This window comes from Bacillus cereus group sp. N6 (assembly GCF_016483705.1).
Taxonomy (GTDB): Bacteria; Bacillota; Bacilli; order Bacillales; family Bacillaceae_G; genus Bacillus_A; species Bacillus_A wiedmannii.
In genome coordinates, this window is the sequence record NZ_JAEHBI010000064.1 from 1 (window position 1) to 21,101 (window position 21,101).

A 21,101-nucleotide genomic window follows, 5' to 3' on the forward strand; every position below is an offset into this window, starting at 1 on the left:
CCGGTGCAATACCGGACTCACTTTTATCAAGCTGCCTAATGAAATAACCGTGTCTAACTTTTAGGGGTCACTTCATTCTTTAGAATCTTGGCTTTTTTGATATTTATTTTTATGACTTCCATTTGTATTACTGCAAGTGCTAAAATATATTATTTGTTAGCAGGCATGTTCAATACTTTCATTTGTGGACAGTTTTCTTTTAAGAGTGAAATGAACTTTTCTTCTTCTTGTGGTACGAAAGTTGTCACAGAATCAAATAAATTGTAATGGATTTCTAATTGCTGCCTAGTCCACTTTTCTGAGGGAAGTGTTTTGCCAGAGTATGTAATATGGCGAATATCTTCAAATGGAATTTCAGTACGCAGTATGAAACCATGTTTTACAACAAGAGATGATTCCGTTACGTCGTAGTGAGAGAAATAGAATGAAGAAAGATTCACGATATTTAATAGCATCATGAGAGTGAAAAAAATAGAATTTTCATTTTGGAAGAATAGCGAAACGAGAAAAATAGTGATAAATAATGTAATGAAAATGACGTGAAATGGATTCTTTTTCGCTTTGAATTTCAAGTTAGTCACCTCGGTTTACGTGTACTCTAACTAAATTAAATCACAACATCGTAATAAAACGTGTATATATGCATAATTGTATATTCACACGTTTTATTATTCATGTAAAATTTCCTGATGGGATAAATTTAAATGGAATTTTGTAATAGTGGAGAGGTATGAAGTGACTTACAAGAATAGAAAGTTAGCGCTAGTCATAATTAGTTGTATGACGGTCATGGGTAGTTGTGCAAATAAATTTGTTGAGGATGGAAATCGAAAGCATATATTTGTACAGGTAAGTAAGGCTTTAGTTGAGGTTATAAATAGAATATATAATGGATAAAAGGTGTTTCCATATACGGAAATACCTTTTTTGTAGTTAAAATTGAATGCTGAAGTTTTGGAATGAGTGAGTACCAGTTCCGTGTAGAACGAGGTTGTTATCACTCAAATATTGAATAGCGTATTTTAGTTCTTTCAGTATAGTAGGGGGAGACCAAGAGTATGATGTGAACCGTAAATTTGATTAACAGTAAACCAAGGATCTTGCAGAATAGTCATGTTTTGTTTCACATCCTATCTTCATTTGTGTATTAAATACATTCGCTTTTTTGTTACTTTAATTCTTTTTATAAAATTATTTAGTAGACGTTTTTTATAAAAGTTTGTAAAATGGGTAAACGGAATGTTGAAATGTTTATTTACTGTATGTTAAGATGATGAAGAGATAGTAAACGTTATTGGGAAACGTCTGTTTTTAGATAAACATTTTAAAGGAGTGTTTAGTATGAGTGATATTTCAGAGAAGTTTTGGGATGCTTCGGTAGAAGAATTGAAGAAAGGGTATGTATTTGAAGTGGAAGCAGAGGAGTATATTTGTTTAGCTTGTGGAGAAGCGTTTATTAAGGGGGTTATTTATCAAGATAATCAAGTTTTGTATGAAGCAGAGAAGTTTGTGCAATTGCATGTGCAAAATGAACATACGTCTATGTTTGATTATTTATTAAACCTTGATAAAAAGTATACGGGTTTAACGGATTTGCAAAAGAAAATGGTTCAGTTTTTCCATATGGGGCTGAATGATAAAGAGATTGTAAAAGAGATGGATGGCGGAAGTACATCAACCATTCGTAATCATCGATTTACACTTCGAGAGAAAATGAAGCAAGCGAAAGTGTTTTTAGCATTAATGGAACTGTCAGAAGAAAAATCAAAAGTACAAACGAAATTTGTACCAATTCATAGAACCGCAACGATGGTAGATGATCGCTACAATATTACGGAAGAAGAAAATGATGAAGTATTAAAAGCGCATTTTACAGAAGGATTAGATGGACCACTTTCTACATTTCCGAAAAAGCAAAAGCGCAAATTAATTATATTACGCCATTTAGTGACGAAGTTTGATAGTAATAAAAAGTACACTGAAAAAGAAGTAAATACTATCATAGAAAGAGTATACCCGGATTTTGTAACTTTAAGAAGGTATTTAATCGAATATGGTTTTTTAGATAGAACAGCAGATGGAAGCCAATATTGGGTAAAGTTATGATAATATGGAAAAGAAAATAAATAGAGGCACATTATTATAACAACTATACAAAGAAATAGAAGTTGAAAAACAGATTTTTAATAAAAGGAGAAATGAAATTTGAAACCACCTACAGATAATAATAAAGAAGGTGCGGAGTCACATAAGTTAGAAAGTGAGAGTAAACCGATTTGGAAATCGATGTCCATGTTTTTAGTACCGTTACTATTAAGTAATGTATTACAATCGATTGGACAATTATTCGGTATGGTAGTAGTAGGAAGATGGCTTGGCGTTAATGATTTAGCGGCTATATCAGCATTCTTTCCACTATTTTTCTTACTCGTTTCATTTGTAATTGGTATTGGTTCAGGGAGTTCTATTTTAATTGGTCAGGCGTTTGGTGCTAAAAACGAAGATCGTTTAAAAGCTATCGTTGGTACGACACTGACATTTACATTTATTATTGGAGTTGTGTTGGCGATAATAGGTAGTATTTTTGCGATGGATATTATGCGCCTAATGGGAACGCCAGAAAATATTATTGATATAAGTGTTCATTATGCACGTATTTTATTTATATCGATGCCAGTATTATTTTTATATTTTGCATACACAACATTTATGAGAGGTACAGGAGATTCTAAAACGCCATTTTACTTTTTAATTGTAAGTACAGCACTAAATATGATCTTATTACCAATTCTTATTTTTGGATGGTTAGGAGCTCCGAAATTAGATGTGTATGGAGCAGCCTATGCTTCTGTTATATCTACAGTTATTACGTTTATTGTCATGTTGGTGTATTTAAAGAAGAAAAATCACCCACTACAATTAGATAGTACGGTAAGGAAATATCTTCGCATGGATAGGGAATTATTGAAGCTATTGTTACGACTCGGAATTCCAGCGAGTATTAATATGATATTAGTTTCATTATCTGAAATTGCGGTAATCGCGTTTGTAAATCGTTATGGTTCGGATGCAACAGCAGCTTATGGCGTTGTGAACCAGGTTGCAAGTTATGTACAAATGCCAGCAGTTAGCCTTGGTATTACAGTTTCCATTTTTGCAGCACAATCAATTGGTGCGAATCAATTTGATAGATTGCAGAAAGTTGTGAAGGCTGGAATTATTATGAACTACGTCATCGGTGGTGTGCTAATATCTCTTATTTACTTGTTCTCAAGAGACATTCTATCACTATTTTTAACGAGTCAAACTACAATTGAAATTGCTCATAGCCTAGTTATGATTACGTTATGGAGTTATTTAATTTTCGGGCATGCGCAAATTATTAGTGCGACAATGCGAGCGAGTGGTACAGTATTATGGCCAACTGTTATCGGAGTTGTATCAATTTGGCTTGTTGAAGTACCTGTAGCGTATTACCTTTCTTACCATACAAGTCTTGGCATAGAAGGGATATGGATTGGGTACCCAGCAGCATTTATTGTCAGCTTAATATTACAGTATGCATATTATAAGCTTTCATGGCAGAAGAAACGAATTACACGACTAGTGAGTTAAATCATGCAAATGTCCCTAAGCTATTATACTTAGGGACATTTTTTGTAAGTGTATGTTTACAAATAGCTTTTTAAAGTGATATCAAAATGTTGTCTAATGAGCTTGTTATCGCTCATATAAAACTCCCACGCTTTTTCAGGTTCACCGATAATTTCAAAAGATTCTTCTGTAATATATAAAGCGCAATTATCCTCTAGTGCAATTCCTTCTATATTACCTTGATGATTTTGTAAAAAGGAATGGAAGGCGTTCATTCTATTTAATTGATTATAATGTGGACAAAACCTTTTGTTAACAATCCCCCAACCGTTACACTCTATATAACCAGAACCTTCATAATCTGATCGGATACTAGATGTGAACCAACACATAGCACCGGCGCTATACCCCGCAATGAGTGTTCCTTGTTGCAGAGCCAATAGTAATTTTTCATCGAGTTTAAGTTCTTTCCATACTGTAACCATTTGAATATAGTTCCCGCCACCGAGATAAATTAAATCAGCAGACTGAATCATTTCGTCTATTTCATATTTAGAAGGTGTATCAGCTATAGTACGTAAAATTTGTACTTCACAGTGTAATTGTTTTTCGAACGTCTCTAAAAATAGCTTTATATAGCTTTCATCATCATGACTAGCTGTAGGAATGAATAATACTTTTGGATACTGTTTATTTGTTAATTCTATAAGTCGCTCATTAATAGGCGAGTGATTTGAATCTTGTAAATCACCGCCACCAATGACAGCTAATTTCATAGTAAAGCACCACCTAATCATTTTTGTTATATAAAAATTCGATAGAAGAGAGTAACATTCCTTCTCTCAAGTAATGAATAAGTAGAAAATATAGTTTAAGTATATCGGAATAGTAAAGGTAGTGATAACTATATAGAAAAATGAATTTGAAACAAATTACCCGGCTATTTGCGGGCTGCCCGTAAAATCTTGATTGGTGAGGGCTGATAATCAGTGGGGGATGAACGAAACTCCCATTGATTAAAGTTTCACTTTATCGATATATAATATTTCATACTATTGTTTCAAAATATGGAAACAATATGTTTAAATGGATATAACAAAGCATTAATTCAAATTGAATTAGTGTTTACATTTTAAAAAGGAATCGGAAATAATAGAGATTTTACAAATCGTTTTTTACTTTTAATAGGAACTTGTATTACAATATGGTAAAATTATTTCAATATATTTATTTAATATAAAAATACAAAGAGGGAGCGTGAAAAAGGTGGATTTTCGATTTGAGTTTGCAGCGAAGGTGAAAGAATACTTAGATGATGAGAAGGATGAAAAAATAATAAAAGATGGACATAGAGATATAATTTTTCACTATTTATATGCGTTAGAGGCTGAAATTGGCGTTGTGAAAAATCCTAATTTTACTTTTTTTACATCAGGAAGACGTTCACATATCGTATTAGAAAATGTTGAATTTAAAACAGAGGTAAATGTAAAAAGTAACATCATTGAAATTACAAAAATAGTGGATAATGTCGTTATTCCTTTAGATACTATCGTAGCAAAGGATCGGGAGTTATTTGCACTTGGGCGCAATGAGAAGTTTAATGTACAAATTTTAGAGCAGTATCTCTTTGAGACATTTGGAGAGAAATTAGGTTTAAAATGAATGGAATGGCCTGCGTATTTATAGGTAGTGAATTTTAGTGTATATCATTCTTGTTTGACCTTTCATTTAATTTGTACTACAATTTGTAGTGTGAAAGGAGACATACTATGTTTACTCAAAACTATAAATTAAATGAGCAAGGATTAAATCATTTCTTTGGACCTCTTGAAGCAAAAATTATGGAGATTGTTTGGTCTACCGAGGGTATTACGATTAAAGAAGTGCAGCAGAAATTAAGTGAAGAATCACCTGTGAATTTTAACACTGTTATGACAGTTATGAACAGGTTAGTAGAGAAATTACACTTAGAAAAACAGACGGTGAAAAGAAGTGGCATATATCGTACTGTACAAACAAAAGAAGAATTCTTATCCAATCAAACGAAGAAAATGACACAGGAATTGATGGGGGAATTTGGAGATTTAGTTGTAAATCATATGCTAGATGAGTTAGAGCAGGCTGATCCGACTTTAATAAAAAAATTAGAAGACAAATTGAGTCAGTTAAAAAAAGAGGATCAATGAAATGAAATGGCAAATGCGTAAAATCGTATTGTTAGCAGTAATTGTTAGTACCCTCTTTTTCAGTATGTTAGTGTATTACGTTACATATCCATTTCTGTTTCAAAATAAGGCGTTCTTTCTTTCAAATTTTTGCTTGTTTCAATTAGAACAACATATGAAGGAATTATCGCTCATTCGTATTATAATTGCTGGATTACTATTACTTACAGTACTCATAGTGTGCAAAAGAATGTGGCGACAATTTTTCTATAGTAAAAAATTACAAAAAGTACTTATCCCTTTCATTCGAAAAGGAAAACAAATATATATATTGCCGAACGCGGAAGTTGCGGCATTTACAATTGGGTTATTTCGTCCGAAAGTTGTCATGTCAGAAGGCATGCTTCAAACATTTTCAGATGAAGAAATGGATGCGATTATTTTCCATGAAGAATATCATCAAACTAATCGAGATCCATTAAAATTATTTTGTTTTACGTTATTAGCAGAAGGAATGGTGTACATCCCGATATTAAAAGGGTTATTGCAGCGCTATCATGTGTATCAGGAGCTAGCAGCAGATAAATATGCAATGCAAAAGATGAAATCTTCATTCGAATTAGGTAGTGCGTTATTAAAATTAATTAAAATAAAGACAATGGAAAATCGATGTGTGACAGCTTCATTTGCAAAAACAGCAATAAATTTACGAATCGAGCAAGTGTTAAATGAAAAAGTTGTTAAGCTCAATATTCCATTACATACGAATTCGTTATATGTAACATTAGGTTTATTCTGTATGTCGATTGTACTTATTGTCGGAGAGTGCATATAGCCTCTTTTTTTAAGAATTAACACTACTTATTGTAGTGCTTTAGGGGGAGCAAAATGAATGCAGCAGATTTAACAATTTGGCTTGTAGCTGGGGCAGGGGTATTGTCATTTATATCACCATGTTCTTTACCGCTATATCCATCTTATTTATCATATATTACAGGTGTGTCTATTCAAGATTTAAAAGAGAATCGTGGAATTATGCAAAAATCAGCGATTATACATACCGTATTTTTTATGATCGGATTTTCGGTTATATTTTATGCGTTAGGTTTATCGGTAAGTTGGATTGGAATAACATTTTCATCTAACCAAAAATTGATTCAACAAATTGGTGGGGTTTTTATTGTTTTGATGGGACTGTTTATGACAGGTTTGTTTCAACCTAAGTGGCTTATGGCAGAGAAAAAAGTACAATACAGAAGTAAATCGACTGGATATATTCGCTCGATTTTAGTCGGTATGACATATGCAGCGGGTTGGACGCCATGTGTTGGACCGATATTTTCAGCTGTACTCATGCTTGGTGCGACAAATCCTGAAGGGGCACTTCTTTATATTACCGCGTATACTCTTGGGTTTGCGGTTCCGTTTTTCGTGATGGCATTCTTTATTGGGAAAGTAAAATGGATTGTTACATATGCCAATGTCATGATGAAAATTGGCGGTGGAATGATGATTGTAACAGGGGTTTTATTGTATACAAATCAAATGACGAAAATTACCGCATTCTTTATTCGTCTATTCGGTGGATTTACAGGCTTTTAAAAATGAGGAGGAAGAAAAGTGAAGAAACTAATTGCGATTATACTGGCCGGGGCATTAATTTGGGCCGGAGTTAATTTTTATAATACAAAGAAAGAAGAAAAAGAAAGAAAAGCAAAACAAGCGGAGTTACAAGAAACAGAAGTATTACCACAAGTAGGATTTAAAGCGCCAAACATAACATTAAAAGGGTTAGACGGGAAGCTGTATTCGTTAAATGATGCAAAAGGCAAGCCATACCTTATTAATTTTTGGGCATCATGGTGTGGCCCATGTGAAATGGAGGCACCTGACTTAGTTCGTATGTATGATAAATATAAAAAGGATGTTGAAATTTTTGCGGTAAATGCGACAATTGGAGATCCAGTACAAGAAGCGAGTGCATTTGCAGATCGTCACGGATTTAAGTTTCCTGTTTTACTAGATATGGACGGAGTAGCTGGATTAGATTATAAAGTATTTTCGTTACCAACGACATTTTTTGTTAATAAAGATGGAATTATCGTAGAGCAAGTACGAGGCGTATTACCTCCAGATCAATTAGAAGAGAAATTTAAGAAATTAATTGAGAGTTAAAGAGGGGATTTTGTATTGATGGAGTGGATCGTGAGGTTACAACCCGTATCTCTTATAATTGGAAGTTTATTTGGATTTATGTTGATGAAACGAAAGATGAAGAACGAAAGTGTACCATATGAAAAAATGATGGATGCAGTAACAAATGCCTTTCTTATCATCGTATTTGTATGGAAATTTGCACCGGCAATTTTAAATCCAGTATGGGCTTTTAAAGCGCCAGTGCAAGCATTATTAGCTATAGGAAGTATGAAGCATATGATAGTAGGATGCATAATTGCGAGTATATACATTGTTTGGAAAAGTAAAAAGGGACAATTTTCGCTTCGTATTTTACTTGATGCATTACCTATTGGACTATGTATGAGCATTATTTTTTATTTTCTATTCAACCACAAAATAGGTGTACAAACGACATTGCCTTGGGGTGTGAAAATATATGAATCTAAATTTTTATATCACCCTATTTTCGTATACGAGATCATCCTCGCCCTTTGTATAATCGGCTTGTTATGGATGAAAAATGAAAGACTTGGAAATGGAAAGAACATAAGTGTTTTTCTAATGGTTGAGGGATTTGCTCATATTATTATTTCGCTTATTAGTGAACAAAATTCGGTTTTATTTGGTTTATCAATACAGCAAATAATGAGCTTCTTTTTTATTAGTTTAGGGATTTTGTTGGTGCCGAAAAAATAAAAAGATAGCCACATATGGAGTGTGTCCGTACGTGGCTATCTTTTTATTATATATTAAAAAATCGGCGGAGTAACAGAAAATAAAACAATGGCATTTTTCTCGAATTGATTTACCCATTTATGTTTTAAATAAGCAGGTATTTTTACGCTATCACCCGTTTCTAATATGTATTCTTCTTCATTTAAATGTAATGTAATTTTCCCGTCTAATACGTATGCTAACTCTTCACCTTTATGTTCTAGTACATTTTCTGATGAAGCTGTATTCGGTGGAACAGTCATAATTGCTGTTGCTAAATTTCCTGTAAAATCAGGTGATAGCAATTCATATGATAAATTATCGATAATCATTTTTTTTCGTTTATGAGAACGTACAATTAAATCGTCTGTATTTGTATCTTCCAATAAAAAGCTAAATGTTGGAACATCAAGAGCTTTAGCGAGTACTTTTAATGTTTGAATAGAAGGGTTAGCAGACCCACGCTCAATTTGACTTAACATAGATGGTGTAATACCTGCCATCGTTGCTAGTTCTTTACTAGTTAAACCTTTTTCTTTTCTTTGCTTTTCAATCTTTTTACCAATATCTATATTTTCCATAATGAAAGGCTCCTTACTAATTATTAAATTATATTTAAATAAATTAAATTAAAATTAACTAAAGTAAATAATTTATGTTAAACTAAATTAAAATTAATTTAATTATATTTTATTGAATCGTAAGCTACAAGGTTATGAGGAGGAAGAGAAATGAAGGGAATAGAGAAATTAAAAGAGGAATATCCACTATTAAATAAATTAATCTCAACAGAAGAAGTGTTTTGGGTGAATCCGAACATGGAAAAGTATGAAACGGCAATAAAAGATTCCCCATTGAATGAAGGTGATGTAAAAGATGCGGAAGAGAGGTTAAAGCGTTTTGCACCGTACATTGCGAAAGTTTTTCCAGAAACGAAAGAAACGGGCGGCATTATAGAATCACCTTTAGTGAAGATACCTACTATGAAACAGTCTTTAGAGAAAAATTACGGGAAACCTATATTAGGTGAATTACTATTAAAGTGTGATAGCGGGCTTCCGATATCAGGGTCAATTAAAGCTAGAGGCGGCATTTATGTTCTGTTACATTAAAGTTAACCATAGGGAATGGTTAACTTTTTTGCATTATCTTAATAAAATAAGTGGATTAGAATAGTTTACTTTTAAGGTATTTGTAAACTATAAATGATATTTTAGAATATAGGTGGTTATTGAGAGGGGGTGTGGACGAATTATGAATGGGCTAAGAGTAAAGAAAGCCTCAAATGGAAAAAGTTTAAGGTATTTAATTGTGGAGGATGGAATACCTATTCCAGATGTTTGTTTATGGCTTGATTTAATGTCAATGAATAGTTACTTAACTGGAGAAAGATATGCTTATTCCATGTTGAGATACTTACGATACTTAAAAGAAATTGGGATTCACTATAAAGAAGTAACAAAAAAAGGAGTTATTGAGGAATATGTTAAGAATCTACTTGGAATGAGAGGAGTAGTAGTTTCAATCGAAAGTCCGATAACTTTTTCTGCATTGAAATTAAATATAGGTGTTTTAAAAATTTTTTATTATTGGTTAGAAGATAATGAAAAAATTGAAAGGAATCCAATTGTGTATGGTAGGAAGAAAATTAATAATAGAGAAGTTGTAGAGACAAAATTTTTATATGGGTAAATTTGGGAAATGGATACCGAAAAAACAATTTTAAACAAAATTAAACATAAGGAAAATAGAAATCATCTTAAATGGTACACTCAACAAGAAGTTAAAGCAATAATAAATCAACTTCCAACATTAAGAGATCAATTAGTTTTTCGTATTAGTATAGAAACTGGAATGAGAATAGGAGAAATACTAGGATTAAAATTAGAACATTTCGATCCCTTTGATAATTGGTTGAAGGTTATTAAAGAAACAAATATTGAGAATCAAGCTAGAGCAAAAACCGTAGAAAGAGAGGTTCCGATTCATGAGAATTTAGTTGATAATATACAAATTTATAAAGAAAATGACAGGCGAGAGGCAGATGTTGAATACAGTAATTATTTGTTTTTAAATTATAAAGGAAGGTATAAAGGTAGACCATTAAAAACAAGGAATTTTTTAAAAATATTAAAAGATGCGGCGGAAAAAGCGGGTCTTGATCGAAAAGAAATTAGGACACACAGTGGTAGAAGTACAAGAGCTCAGGAATTAGTTGAAATAATGAGAGATAAACCAGAAGTAGGGGTAACAGAGACATTAATTAAGGAAGAAATGGGATGGACAAGCATTAATACTCTAAAAGTCTATGAAAAAGGATATTCAAAGAAACAACGAAAGAAAATCATGAAGAAGATTAGAGAGATAGGTGTTAAATTTGATACTTAGAAAAGTTTAAAGTTAGGGGAATGAATAAAATGGCAAATGTGAAACTTTTAAAAAAGTCAAAGCATCTTTTTTATGTATATTTAATTAATGGTATTGAAGTTGAACTAAAATGGTCGTTTGAAAAGTATAGTTCCAAATGGAACAATTGTGGGATGGAAAGTTTAAAGAAATTCGTTAATGAAATTGAAGGGATTATGAAAAGGTCCAAATTAGATGATTTCAGTGAGTTGATTTTAAATTATCCTAGGGAAGATAGTAAAAATTTAGTTTTTACTATAGCAGCTGAAGTATTTCGAAAAGAATTTATAACAATGGTTAGAATTGCTTGTGAAAGAATATATGTAAAAGGTGGGTGTTTGCGTATTGGAGAAGTTGTGGGAGAAATAATTAATCCAAATAAAATAGTCAAAGATACAATAATTAATCAATTCATAATGTTTAATAAAGAGCTACGAGGCATTAAAATTTGTTATGAAATTTTACAGGAATATTATCAACTAAAGTTAATAGATATTAGAAATGCATTAATTCAAATAAATAGGAAAAAGGTTATTGAGATTTTGAATGCGTTTCCGAAGGGTGAGATTTTTCCTGATATATTTTTGGAATTTAAAGATGAATTTGAGAATTACTTGTTTATTTGTGGTACTCAGTTAATAGAGAAAGAATTTGATATAACTAAGAAACAGTTAGGAAAATATTCACTAGGGTTAACATTTATAAGTTCTCATCGATATGAAAATGCTCCAGAGTTTCAGGGGTTTGTAAGCACTATAGTAGATAATATTAAAAAACAGTTTTATAAAAATATGAGTAACTATAGCTATAAAATAGCAGAAGATGAGTATGTTTTAATGAAAAAGAAATTGGATTATATGGAGATTATTCGATTGAAATGGAATGATTTTTCTGGGAAATTAAAAGATGAGTTAAAAAAATATTTCTATTCTCAGATCAGATATGAACATAATTTTCGAAATCTACGAAATAAATATACTTATGTGAAAATGTTTGGTAAAGCAGTAGATTCCATGTCACTTGAAGAAGGCTTTTCGTTTTTAGATATAAACATATATAAAGTTGAACAAATATTACTTTCACTTCAACAGTTGAAGAATGCAAAAGGGGAAAAGTATAAAGTAAAAGTTATTCAATCATGTATTTCAGAATGTAGACTAATATTTGATTGGTTGAAGGAAAGATACGAAAAAGAGTATTTAGTAAATCCTTTTCGATTAATTACTATGCACAATTCTGAAAGTTTTATTACAAGTGCTAGTTATATTCCGGAAGAAGTGATTTTGAAATTAGAAGAAAAATTAGAAGAATTACCGGACTATGTACAATTAGTTTGGTTAATCATGATGAACACTGGGATGAGAATAGGAGATGTTCTTAGCCTTACTAAAGATTGTTTAATATACGATGAACACAGCGATGTTACGTGTTTGAAATTTATTCCACAAAAGACATTGAAATTTCGTAGAAAAAAAGGCTTAGAAGATTATCACACCATTCCTATTATTGGTTTGAATTTGGTAGATAGTATAAAGAAACAAATTGAAAGCACAAAAAATTTAAGAGAGCATAATGGAATTAATAATATTTTTATTAAAGAGAGTGACATAGGTATTAGATTTTATGAGAGTGGAAATATTTCATATTTTATTAATAATTTAATAAAAAAATATGAAATTAAAGATGGTAGAGGAGAATTATGGCACTACACTCATCATCAGTGTAGAAAAACTGTAGCTGTAAATCTATTTACAGAAGGAGCAAGTTTGGATGAGGTAGGGGATATACTAGATCATTTGCATACTAGTACGACATCTAAACATTATCATGATGTACAATTAAAAAAAATTGCTGAACTTGATATGGAGTACTTTGAGTTAATGTTTAATAATCTCGATCAAGATATTAAAGAAGCGTACTCAAATGCAGAATTAAAAAGTCTTAAACGTGAAATAACGCTAGGTTCTAGAGAAACTCCCCAGGGACATGGTATTTGTGCTAAACATGTATCCTTTGGACCTTGTAAGAAAAGCAAATGTACAGGTTGTAAAATGCTAATAACAGGTCCACAAAAGTTGCCGATGTGGAAAAAGTTAAAAGATGAGCAACAAAGGTATCTAGAAGAAATAATGAGACGATTTCAAGAGGAGGGGATGGAGGATTGGCATGAATATAGAGAATATCAGGCAGAACTGCACTTGCTAGAATACTATAAAGAAACTATTACACAATTAGAAAAATTTATGAATGAAAGGTTAGAATTAAATGGAGCAAAGTATAATAGTATCAAGTAGGGGAATTATTTTTAATGAAAAATTAAAAATAGAGTTAAGAAGTAAAATTAATCAATTAGGTGATTTTAAATTTGAAGACGATGTGTGGTATTTTAATAAAAAGCACAAAGATGCTCAACATAAGAGGAGTTACGTGGTAAGGTTTTTATCTATAGATGATGAATATAAAGAAGCATTAAAATATTATACCTTAATCAAAAATAATTCAGTTCTATCTATCCAAAGAAAAGTATATATGTTCGGAATATTCCTTGTTTTCTTGAAGGCAAATTATCAAGGCAAAGCTCTAAAAGAAGTAGACAGAAGTACCATCAATAAATTCGAGTATGAACTTAGAATTAATCATGAGTATTCTACTAACAGAAAAGCGTATATATATAGTGCGGTTCAGGACATATTTGAAGTTATGAGGGGATTTCTTGTTTTTCCAGATATAGTTCCAACAAAAGAGATTAACCCTTTTAAGCAGGTAGGAAATAAAAATAAACGCGTTATACCAAATGAGGTAATTAAAAAATTAGATTTTTTGATGAAAGATTTCAATGTAAATGTTCCCTTAGAGTTTCGAACTTTGTACTGGCTTATGCGTTCTTTTCCAAATAGAATTACAGAAATTTTGAGTATGAAGCGGTCTTGTTTAAACACTTTCTATAGTGAATATACCATTACCATCCCTTCCTTTAAACAAAATGGTGGCTATTTACAAGGTGAACTTAAAACGATACCTGTAATTTATCATGGGCATGGAAAGTTTGTAATAGACTTAATAAAAAAGCTTCAAAAACAAATCGAAAATTTATTGGAGAATTTCGAATTAGGCGATCGATATGAGAAGAACAGTGATTATTTATTTATTGTAAGACATTGGAGTTTTTATGATGATAATAATAAAATTTCGTATGTTTACAATAAACAACATACGAATCTTAGAATATGGGATTCAGAAAAGATAAATAAGTTAATTAAAGAACTAATATTAATTTCCGGTATCAAAGATACCGATGGGGGGATTTATTTCCCCACTACACATCAATTTAGACATAATGCTATTACAGATAGAATGTATCAAGTTGGTTATACTGTTGAACAAATTATTAAGCTTACAAAACACAAAAATATAAACATGCTTGCGAATTATGTTGAGCAAATTAAAGAAAAACATAAAGAGGTACATCTTAATATAAATAATTTGAAAAATGCCAAAGATAGTGCTGTATCCTTTAGAGGGCGCATTATGAATTTAGATGAAAATACTATTAAATATCTATCAAAGGATATTAACAAATATTTGACATGGGAAGTTAATGGAAAAAAAGGTGTTGGAATATGCGGGGATATCATAGGATGTAATCCAAAAGGTACTTCCATTCATTTTGAATGTTATGCGTGTGATTGGTTTATTCCTAAAGCCGACTATCTTGAAGATTACAAAAAAGAACATCAATATTGGCTAGATGTTATTGAGCGGACAGCTAATGATAAAAGAAGAGCTGCACATTTAGAAAGTGCAATTCGAAATGTAAGTTACCTGGAAAGGATTATTGAAATATGCCAATCAGGAATAGTGGAGTATGAAGGGAGTATTAAGCAAAAATTTAAAAATGAAAATGTACATAGGTGGGAATAAAGATGAAGAGTCTGGGTCTAGCTAAATATCAAGATGAAAAGAAACAAGATTCTATTCAGAGAGTTCAATGGGCTATTCAAACATTGCGTGATCTTGAGGGGAACCATACAAAAATGAAAGCTGAAAAGCTTGCTGAAATGACTGGCTTGAGTAGGACTGCATTGTACAAGCCACATTTAAGAAATCTTTGGGATGTTAAATGGGTAGAAATTCAAGAAGAAAAATCTGATTCTAAAGAAAATTACGTTTTTAATAAGCGGATTGAAGAATTACAACAAACTATTTGCCAATTAAAAAAGGATCTGTTATCTCAAGAGGTTAAAATTATTAAGGTCAAGAAGCAATTAGAGAATGAAAAAATGAGAAGTAAAGTCTTTAAAATTGAATATGAGGAGCAAAAGAAAGAAAATGAAAAATTGTTATATAAATATTTGGTATTATTAAGGGGTTTACATTCAAGGGGAATTGAAATTACGGATTTTGAAGAGGAAAATATAACTACAAATTAATACATGATTTAAACAGATGTATTATTATGTATAAAAGTAATTGAATACTAATATGTAAATCTATAAAAATTTAGTTTAACTATCTTGGATTTAATAATTTTATAAAACGTTATCCTTTATAATTTATATTTTTAGAGAGGATAACGTTTTTGTATTTAAGGATATTAGGTGAGGGGCATATAGGCAGTACCTTATATCTTAGTAATAGTTAGGGTATGTAAAAAAATTGCATTCATCACTTAGTGCCGCTATTTTCTATGAACTCAGAGAAATTATGAAGAAATTGTAGGATGAATTTCAATTCATCGACATTTTTTTGATGAAGTTGGGAAGAAATGATACTAAGAAATTCTTCTTTTTTGAGGATTATCAAGCGATTTGATATTACGGAAGTTTAAAATGTTATCAGGTGAAATCTCTAGATCAGAAGCAATTTTCTGTAGAGTAAGCATAGAAATGTTCCTTTCGCTACATTCAACTCCACCAATGTAGGCCTGTTGTAAATCAATTCGTTCAGCTAATTCTTCTTGCGTTAACCTTCTTTTTGCAAAAATTCTTCATTTAAGTGATTATTTGGAGGGAATAAATAAAATTAAATTTAATTTTATTTATTTTTATTTAATTAAATGCTAATATAAAATCCATCACATAATTTAAGTTGATAATAGCTAATAGGAGGTATACAAATGAGTGAGATTTCAATACAAACAAAAGAGGATTTAAAAAAGAATTATCCTTTAATTCAAAAATTAATTTCGACAGAAGAGATGTTTTGGGTTAACCCAAATAAGCAAGACTTCGAATCTTCTATTCAAAATAGCTCGTTAACTAAAGCAGATGTTATTGATGCAGAAAATAGGTTAAAAAGATTTGCTCCATATATTGCAAAAGTCTTCCCAGAAACTCAAGAGATGAATGGGATTATTGAATCTCCATTAGTGAAAATTAATGCTATGCAGCAGTATTTGCAAGTAAAATATAACGAGGAAATACCAGGGGAATTATTACTAAAATGTGATAGCCATCTTCCAATCTCAGGGTCTATTAAAGCAAGAGGGGGGGTATACGAGGTATTAAAACACGCTGAAAATTTAGCATTTGAACACCATTTGTTACACGAAGAAGATAATTATTCTATACTTGATAGTAAAAAGTTCAAGGATTTCTTTTCAAACTATTCTATTGCTGTAGGTTCCACTGGAAATTTAGGTTTAAGTATTGGTATTATGAGTGCAAAGTTAGGCTTTAATGTGACTGTTCATATGTCAGCAGATGCGAAAAAGTGGAAAAAAGATTTACTTCGAAGTAAAGGAGTTAATGTTATAGAATATACAGCGGACTATAGTAAAGCGGTAGAAGAAGGAAGAAAACAAGCTGATAAGAATCCGATGTGCTATTTTATCGATGATGAAAATTCAAGGCATTTATTTTTAGGCTATGCGGTAGCCGCTGCGCGCTTACATACACAATTAGAGAAATTTCAAATAAAAATCGACGAGTCTTGTCCTCTGTTTGTCTATCTACCATGTGGAGTAGGTGGAGGTCCAGGTGGTGTTTCGTTTGGTTTAAAGTTAATGTATGGTGATAATGTGCATGTATTTTTTGCAGAACCTACTCATTCTCCTTGTATGCTATTAGGTATGATGACGGGATTGCATGATGGAATCTCCGTGCAAGATTTTGGAATTGACAATAAAACAGATGCAGATGGACTTGCCGTGGGAAGAGCATCTGGATTTGTAGGTAAAACAATAGAGCCATTTTTAAGTGGTATATATACAATTAGCGATAATCATCTATATAAATTATTAAAAGGGTTAGTAGATACAGAGGGTATAGAGTTGGAACCCTCAGCACTAGCGGGTATGATTGGGCCAATTAAATTATATAAAGAAGGAAAAAGATATATAACAAATAATGATTTAACAAAAAAATTGAACCAAGGTATTCATATAGTATGGGGAACTGGAGGGAGTATGGTTCCAAAAGAGGTAATGAAAGTATACTATCAGGCAGGTTCTCAGTTAATTTAAAAAAATATTGATAGATATAAAATGAGTTCATTTTTCATGGCTACCTATGAGAAGATGAACTCATTTTCGTTTTTTGGATGATGGCCATTTTGTGGTACCCCATGTCCATCAATTCAAGCAAGAAGAGCCCCTTCTAAACGATAAAAATGAACTTCGGTGTTATCAAAACTCAATTTTTCCATTCAGAGGGTATTTTAAGGTTTTAGCTTAGAGATAAAATATTTAGAACAAAAATCTAAAAAACAAAAGAAACAACATAGCGCTATGTTGCTGCTTTTATACTTTCGGTAATTCCTAATATATTATAATGTTTGTTTAATCAATAAATATAATACTATGTTATTTCTTTGTTGGATCTATTTCTTTAATTTGAAAAATTTCACATTCATAAATCTTGTGTTAGTTTTTTGAGTTGTTACATGTATATAAATTTCTAAACTTATAAATGATAGATTATTTGTTTATATACTATGCCATACCTTCTATAATAGAATTATTTGGAACATCATCATAAATATGGAGGTCTTTTATGTATATATCTGATGTAAAAATTTTGAATTACAGAAGCTTTTCGGAGTTTAATGTAAGTTTGAATGAAGGCTTATCTATTATAATTGGAGAAAATAATGTGGGGAAATCCAATTTTTTAGAGGCTGTGAGTCTTATCTTTAATAGCAATTACTCTTTACGAAAACGAACGTTGCAACAAGAGGATTTTTGGAATGGACTCGTCATTCAAGGTACTTGGCCAGAGATTACAATTGAGGCAACTTTAAATGGAATCGAAACAGAAAACGAGCTTGCTATTACAAGTAGATGGCTGACAAGAAATCCCGGTGAGGCAAAACTTACCTACAAGTATAAACCCAAGGCAAATATTTCGGTTTCAGCTCCTCTTGATGCTACTCCTATTAGCAAAATTCAGCTTCCCCTTCATGAGTACGAGTGGATAATTTATGGTGGAGAGCGCGAAACATTAGACACCTTTGATTTTAATATGCTATCCAAGTTTGGAGTCGAGTATGTAGGGGCTCTTAGAGATGCAAATACTGAATTAAAAAAGTCCTCTGGTCAATTACAGAGAATCCTAAAAAATTTCGATCTTGGGGAAGAAGAGCTTCATAAGATTTCTCAAAAAATTGATGAGCTTAATGAGCAAATTATGCAAGGTAGAGAAATTCAGAAGGTACAGAGTGATATCAATGAACACCTTGGAAAAATTACAGGGACTATGAGACAACGAGTAAAAATCCAAATGGGAGAAAGTGACTATGACGCTTTATTGAAAGATTTAAAGGTTCTAATCGGTTCAAATGAAGACAGAATACATTCTGTTGATATGAATGGTCTTGGTTATAATAATTTGCTGTATATTAGCCTTTTACTCACTCAATATACAGCCATTAAGGAAAAGCGAAATCAAAATCATGACTATGTGTTTCCGCTTTTAATTGTTGAGGAACCGGAAGCTCATCTGCATAGCCATTTACAAAAGTTCTTAGCTAATTATTTCTTTAATCAGAAAGTTGTGGGCCAGGTTATTATGACAACCCATTCTTCACATGTTAGTTCTCATGCAGAACTGGATAGTTTAGTAGTGTTTTATAAAGGGATCAATAAGACATTATCTAAACGTGTTGGAACAATTTTTGATACAAATAAAAAAGAAGAAAGTGATTATAAACGGTATTTAGAAAGATGGTTAGATGCTACCAAATCTGATATTTTCTTTGGTAGAAAGGTTTTATTAGTAGAAGGAATTGCAGAACGTCTATTAATACCGAAATTTTTCTCTATGCTACAAAAGGGACATGCGGGAGAAGATAAAACGTTAGAAAGTGAAGGAATCTCTATTATTTCAGTAGATGGTGTAGCATTTAGGCCGTTTTTACAGTTATTTGGATCGAAGGGATTAGATATGAAGTGTGCTGTTTTGACTGATAGTGATCCAGAAGCTGTTCCTGTAATAGACGTGCATGGGGATGAAGTGATTGGAAGTGACGACAAGGTTGTAAAAGAGGCAGCTTATCCTACGAAATCCGGTGAGTTTCCAATCTGTTCAAGAACAGCTGGCTTAATTAAAGATTTCAGTACATCCTCTAATATATATATATCTAGTAATCTTAAAACATTTGAATATGATTTGATGATGGAGAATAATGCATCTTTTTTTCGTGAATTGATTCAAACATACGATATTGGAACAAAAGTAGAAAGGGAAAGAATTGTTACTTTGGACGGACACGAATTTGCAAAAGAAGCCTATGAGGTTATTTCAAAGGAGAAGGGTCAATTCTCCCAGTTCATATTAGATGAATTAAATAAAGGGAAAGTTCTTCATATTCCAGCATATATCAAGCAGGTATTTAGTTTTCTTACGAGTGAAGGGGAGGTAAGAAGTGATGGTTGATAATGATGATTTCCGGAGAAGTATAGCTTGTGCCCCTCATACTGATTCAATTACTGTACAAGCTGGGCCTGGTAGTGGTAAAACGACGTTATTGATAGAGCGGTTGAAATATATAATTGAAAATCGTAACAATACTATATCTGGGCTTGCTTGTATTACTTATACCAATGCAGCTAAAGAAGAAATTATGATGCGACTACAAAATGAAGGGGTGCAGCTACCTATCGAACTGTTTATAGGAACGATTCATTCATTTTTATTAGAGCATGTGATTAAACCCTATTCACACTTTAAGCATCAGGAAGGGATACCATATAAACTTGCCTCTGTGGGTTTTGCTAGGGGATATAAAGATTATATTGCAAATATGCTAGGACGCCCCCATTATCATATTAATGAGAGTATATTTAAAGCGTTCGAGAGCTTGGGCCGTGATGAAAAGGGAAATCCTTATTGCTATAGAAACAAGATTTCTCCTTCAGATGCATTGACATGGAAGAATTTTATTAAAAATAAAGGGTACATAGATCAACAAGATGTGATTTATCTTTCTTATCTTATTTTAAAAAAGTATGGTCATATTCGGGATGCATTTAGTTCCCGTTTCAAATATATTCTTGTAGATGAGTATCAAGATGTTACTTATTATCAAGAACAGTTATTTTCTTTGCTAGAACATTCTTCATTCTTTTGCGTGGGGGATACAAATCAATCTATCTATAGCTTTACAGGAGCAAAGCCAGAAATATTTCAAGCAAAGTGGAACAATGAGAGTCACAGAAACTACATATTAACCAACAATTTTCGTAGTACGCAACACATTGTCCAGTTTGCAAATCACAAAACAGAAATTGAGCAAACTGGAGCTGGCAACAACGCAACAAGAAAGCAAAAGGTGATATTTATAAAAGATATTAAAGAGGCTTCAGAGGCTATTCAATTGTTTCAAAGTATTTGTACAGATATAGAATGTGAGGAACAAAAGAAGCCATTTATGATTCTAGCTAGACGGAATGAGTATGTAAAAAATATAAATAGTCTTTTAAAAAAACAAGAAGTGGAAGTAAGCCCTTTTTTTAAGAAATTAGCAAAAGTGGTACTATGTCAAGAAAATAGACAAATCAAACAGAGACATTTTATTCGTTAAGCAGCTTGAGATTGTTGCTTT

General features: G+C 31.8%; 19 protein-coding genes and 3 pseudogenes. 17 read left to right on the forward strand and 5 right to left on the reverse strand.

Going from position 1 to position 21,101, the window contains the following annotated elements; genetic code table 11:
* Positions 1 to 149 precede the first annotated feature (149 nt).
* Positions 150 to 572: a PH domain-containing protein gene (locus JDS99_RS27385; protein WP_199696096.1), complete on the reverse strand. Its 423-nt coding sequence runs from the start codon at positions 570 to 572 to the stop codon at positions 150 to 152.
* A gap of 361 nt (positions 573 to 933) precedes the next feature.
* Positions 934 to 1,085 (reverse strand): annotated as a pseudogene (locus JDS99_RS32120) (MBL fold metallo-hydrolase); the annotation flags it as partial.
* A gap of 256 nt (positions 1,086 to 1,341) precedes the next feature.
* Between JDS99_RS32120 and JDS99_RS27390 the strand changes: the two are divergent.
* On the forward strand, positions 1,342 to 2,106 hold the full coding sequence (locus tag JDS99_RS27390) for a DUF2087 domain-containing protein (RefSeq protein WP_097889332.1): 765 nt from the start codon (positions 1,342 to 1,344) through the stop codon (positions 2,104 to 2,106).
* A gap of 99 nt (positions 2,107 to 2,205) precedes the next feature.
* A complete protein-coding gene (locus JDS99_RS27395) occupies positions 2,206 to 3,615 on the forward strand; it encodes an MATE family efflux transporter (protein ID WP_000804152.1) in 1,410 nt (469 codons plus the stop codon).
* 56 nt (positions 3,616 to 3,671) lie between these two features.
* On the opposite strand, the gene JDS99_RS27400 is transcribed toward JDS99_RS27395, so the two are convergent.
* Positions 3,672 to 4,370 carry a peptidase E gene (locus tag JDS99_RS27400; RefSeq protein WP_199696097.1) on the reverse strand — a complete coding sequence of 233 codons (699 nt, stop codon included), beginning with the start codon at positions 4,368 to 4,370 and terminating at the stop codon, positions 3,672 to 3,674.
* A 490-nt stretch (positions 4,371 to 4,860) separates the two neighbouring features.
* On the opposite strand from JDS99_RS27400, the gene JDS99_RS27405 reads away from it, so the two are divergent.
* From JDS99_RS27405 to JDS99_RS27430, 6 genes are all read left to right on the forward strand, one after another.
* Positions 4,861 to 5,259, forward strand: coding sequence for a DUF3942 family protein (locus tag JDS99_RS27405; RefSeq protein ID WP_002108594.1), 399 nt, complete (start codon positions 4,861 to 4,863; stop codon positions 5,257 to 5,259).
* A 107-nt stretch (positions 5,260 to 5,366) separates the two neighbouring features.
* Positions 5,367 to 5,783, forward strand: coding sequence for a BlaI/MecI/CopY family transcriptional regulator (locus JDS99_RS27410; protein WP_000495070.1), 417 nt, complete (start codon positions 5,367 to 5,369; stop codon positions 5,781 to 5,783).
* A 1-nt stretch (position 5,784) separates the two neighbouring features.
* Positions 5,785 to 6,597, forward strand: a complete 813-nt coding sequence (locus JDS99_RS27415; RefSeq protein WP_147787997.1) for a M56 family metallopeptidase — start codon at positions 5,785 to 5,787, stop codon at positions 6,595 to 6,597.
* 53 nt (positions 6,598 to 6,650) lie between these two features.
* The gene (ccdA, locus tag JDS99_RS27420) at positions 6,651 to 7,364 is read left to right on the forward strand and encodes a cytochrome c-type biogenesis protein CcdA (RefSeq protein WP_000990445.1); all 714 of its coding nucleotides are present in this window, start codon (positions 6,651 to 6,653) and stop codon (positions 7,362 to 7,364) included.
* An 18-nt stretch (positions 7,365 to 7,382) separates the two neighbouring features.
* Positions 7,383 to 7,937 (forward strand): TlpA family protein disulfide reductase, encoded by a 555-nt coding sequence (locus JDS99_RS27425; protein WP_000733169.1) that lies wholly within the window; start codon positions 7,383 to 7,385, stop codon positions 7,935 to 7,937.
* An 18-nt stretch (positions 7,938 to 7,955) separates the two neighbouring features.
* On the forward strand, positions 7,956 to 8,636 hold the full coding sequence (locus tag JDS99_RS27430) for a prolipoprotein diacylglyceryl transferase family protein (RefSeq protein WP_088062951.1): 681 nt from the start codon (positions 7,956 to 7,958) through the stop codon (positions 8,634 to 8,636).
* 53 nt (positions 8,637 to 8,689) lie between these two features.
* Here JDS99_RS27430 and JDS99_RS27435 read toward each other — a convergent pair whose 3' ends face one another.
* Positions 8,690 to 9,235: a helix-turn-helix domain-containing protein gene (locus tag JDS99_RS27435; protein WP_000427657.1), complete on the reverse strand. Its 546-nt coding sequence runs from the start codon at positions 9,233 to 9,235 to the stop codon at positions 8,690 to 8,692.
* Between the two features lie 150 nt (positions 9,236 to 9,385).
* Here JDS99_RS27435 and JDS99_RS27440 point away from each other — a divergent pair.
* The 6 genes and pseudogenes from JDS99_RS27440 to JDS99_RS27460 form a co-directional block, all read left to right on the forward strand.
* Positions 9,386 to 9,760 (forward strand): annotated as a pseudogene (locus JDS99_RS27440) (D-serine ammonia-lyase); the annotation flags it as partial.
* Positions 9,761 to 9,908: 148 nt separating this feature from the next.
* Positions 9,909 to 10,346 (forward strand): hypothetical protein, encoded by a 438-nt coding sequence (locus JDS99_RS32125; RefSeq protein ID WP_242475768.1) that lies wholly within the window; start codon positions 9,909 to 9,911, stop codon positions 10,344 to 10,346.
* A gap of 9 nt (positions 10,347 to 10,355) precedes the next feature.
* Positions 10,356 to 11,042 (forward strand): tyrosine-type recombinase/integrase, encoded by a 687-nt coding sequence (locus JDS99_RS32130; protein ID WP_242475769.1) that lies wholly within the window; start codon positions 10,356 to 10,358, stop codon positions 11,040 to 11,042.
* Positions 11,043 to 11,071: 29 nt separating this feature from the next.
* On the forward strand, positions 11,072 to 13,354 hold the full coding sequence (locus JDS99_RS32135) for a site-specific integrase (protein WP_242475770.1): 2,283 nt from the start codon (positions 11,072 to 11,074) through the stop codon (positions 13,352 to 13,354).
* Entirely contained in the window at positions 13,326 to 14,981 is a 1,656-nt protein-coding gene (locus JDS99_RS27455) for a tyrosine-type recombinase/integrase (RefSeq protein ID WP_199696098.1), read from the forward strand. Before JDS99_RS32135 ends, JDS99_RS27455 begins: the two co-directional genes overlap by 29 nt.
* 2 nt (positions 14,982 to 14,983) lie before the next feature.
* Positions 14,984 to 15,490: a DUF6262 family protein gene (locus tag JDS99_RS27460; RefSeq protein ID WP_199696099.1), complete on the forward strand. Its 507-nt coding sequence runs from the start codon at positions 14,984 to 14,986 to the stop codon at positions 15,488 to 15,490.
* Positions 15,491 to 15,725: 235 nt separating this feature from the next.
* On the opposite strand, the pseudogene JDS99_RS27465 reads toward JDS99_RS27460, so the two are convergent.
* Positions 15,726 to 16,044, reverse strand: a pseudogene (locus JDS99_RS27465) (helix-turn-helix domain-containing protein).
* A gap of 132 nt (positions 16,045 to 16,176) precedes the next feature.
* Here JDS99_RS27465 and JDS99_RS27470 point away from each other — a divergent pair.
* From JDS99_RS27470 to JDS99_RS27480, 3 genes are all read left to right on the forward strand, one after another.
* Complete coding sequence (locus JDS99_RS27470) at positions 16,177 to 17,523, forward strand: D-serine ammonia-lyase (protein WP_199696100.1); 1,347 nt, start codon at positions 16,177 to 16,179, stop codon at positions 17,521 to 17,523.
* A 529-nt stretch (positions 17,524 to 18,052) separates the two neighbouring features.
* Positions 18,053 to 19,933: an ATP-dependent nuclease gene (locus JDS99_RS27475; protein WP_199696101.1), complete on the forward strand. Its 1,881-nt coding sequence runs from the start codon at positions 18,053 to 18,055 to the stop codon at positions 19,931 to 19,933.
* The gene (locus JDS99_RS27480; protein WP_242475771.1) at positions 19,926 to 21,080 is read left to right on the forward strand and encodes a UvrD-helicase domain-containing protein; all 1,155 of its coding nucleotides are present in this window, start codon (positions 19,926 to 19,928) and stop codon (positions 21,078 to 21,080) included. Before JDS99_RS27475 ends, JDS99_RS27480 begins: the two co-directional genes overlap by 8 nt.
* Positions 21,081 to 21,101 lie beyond the last annotated feature (21 nt).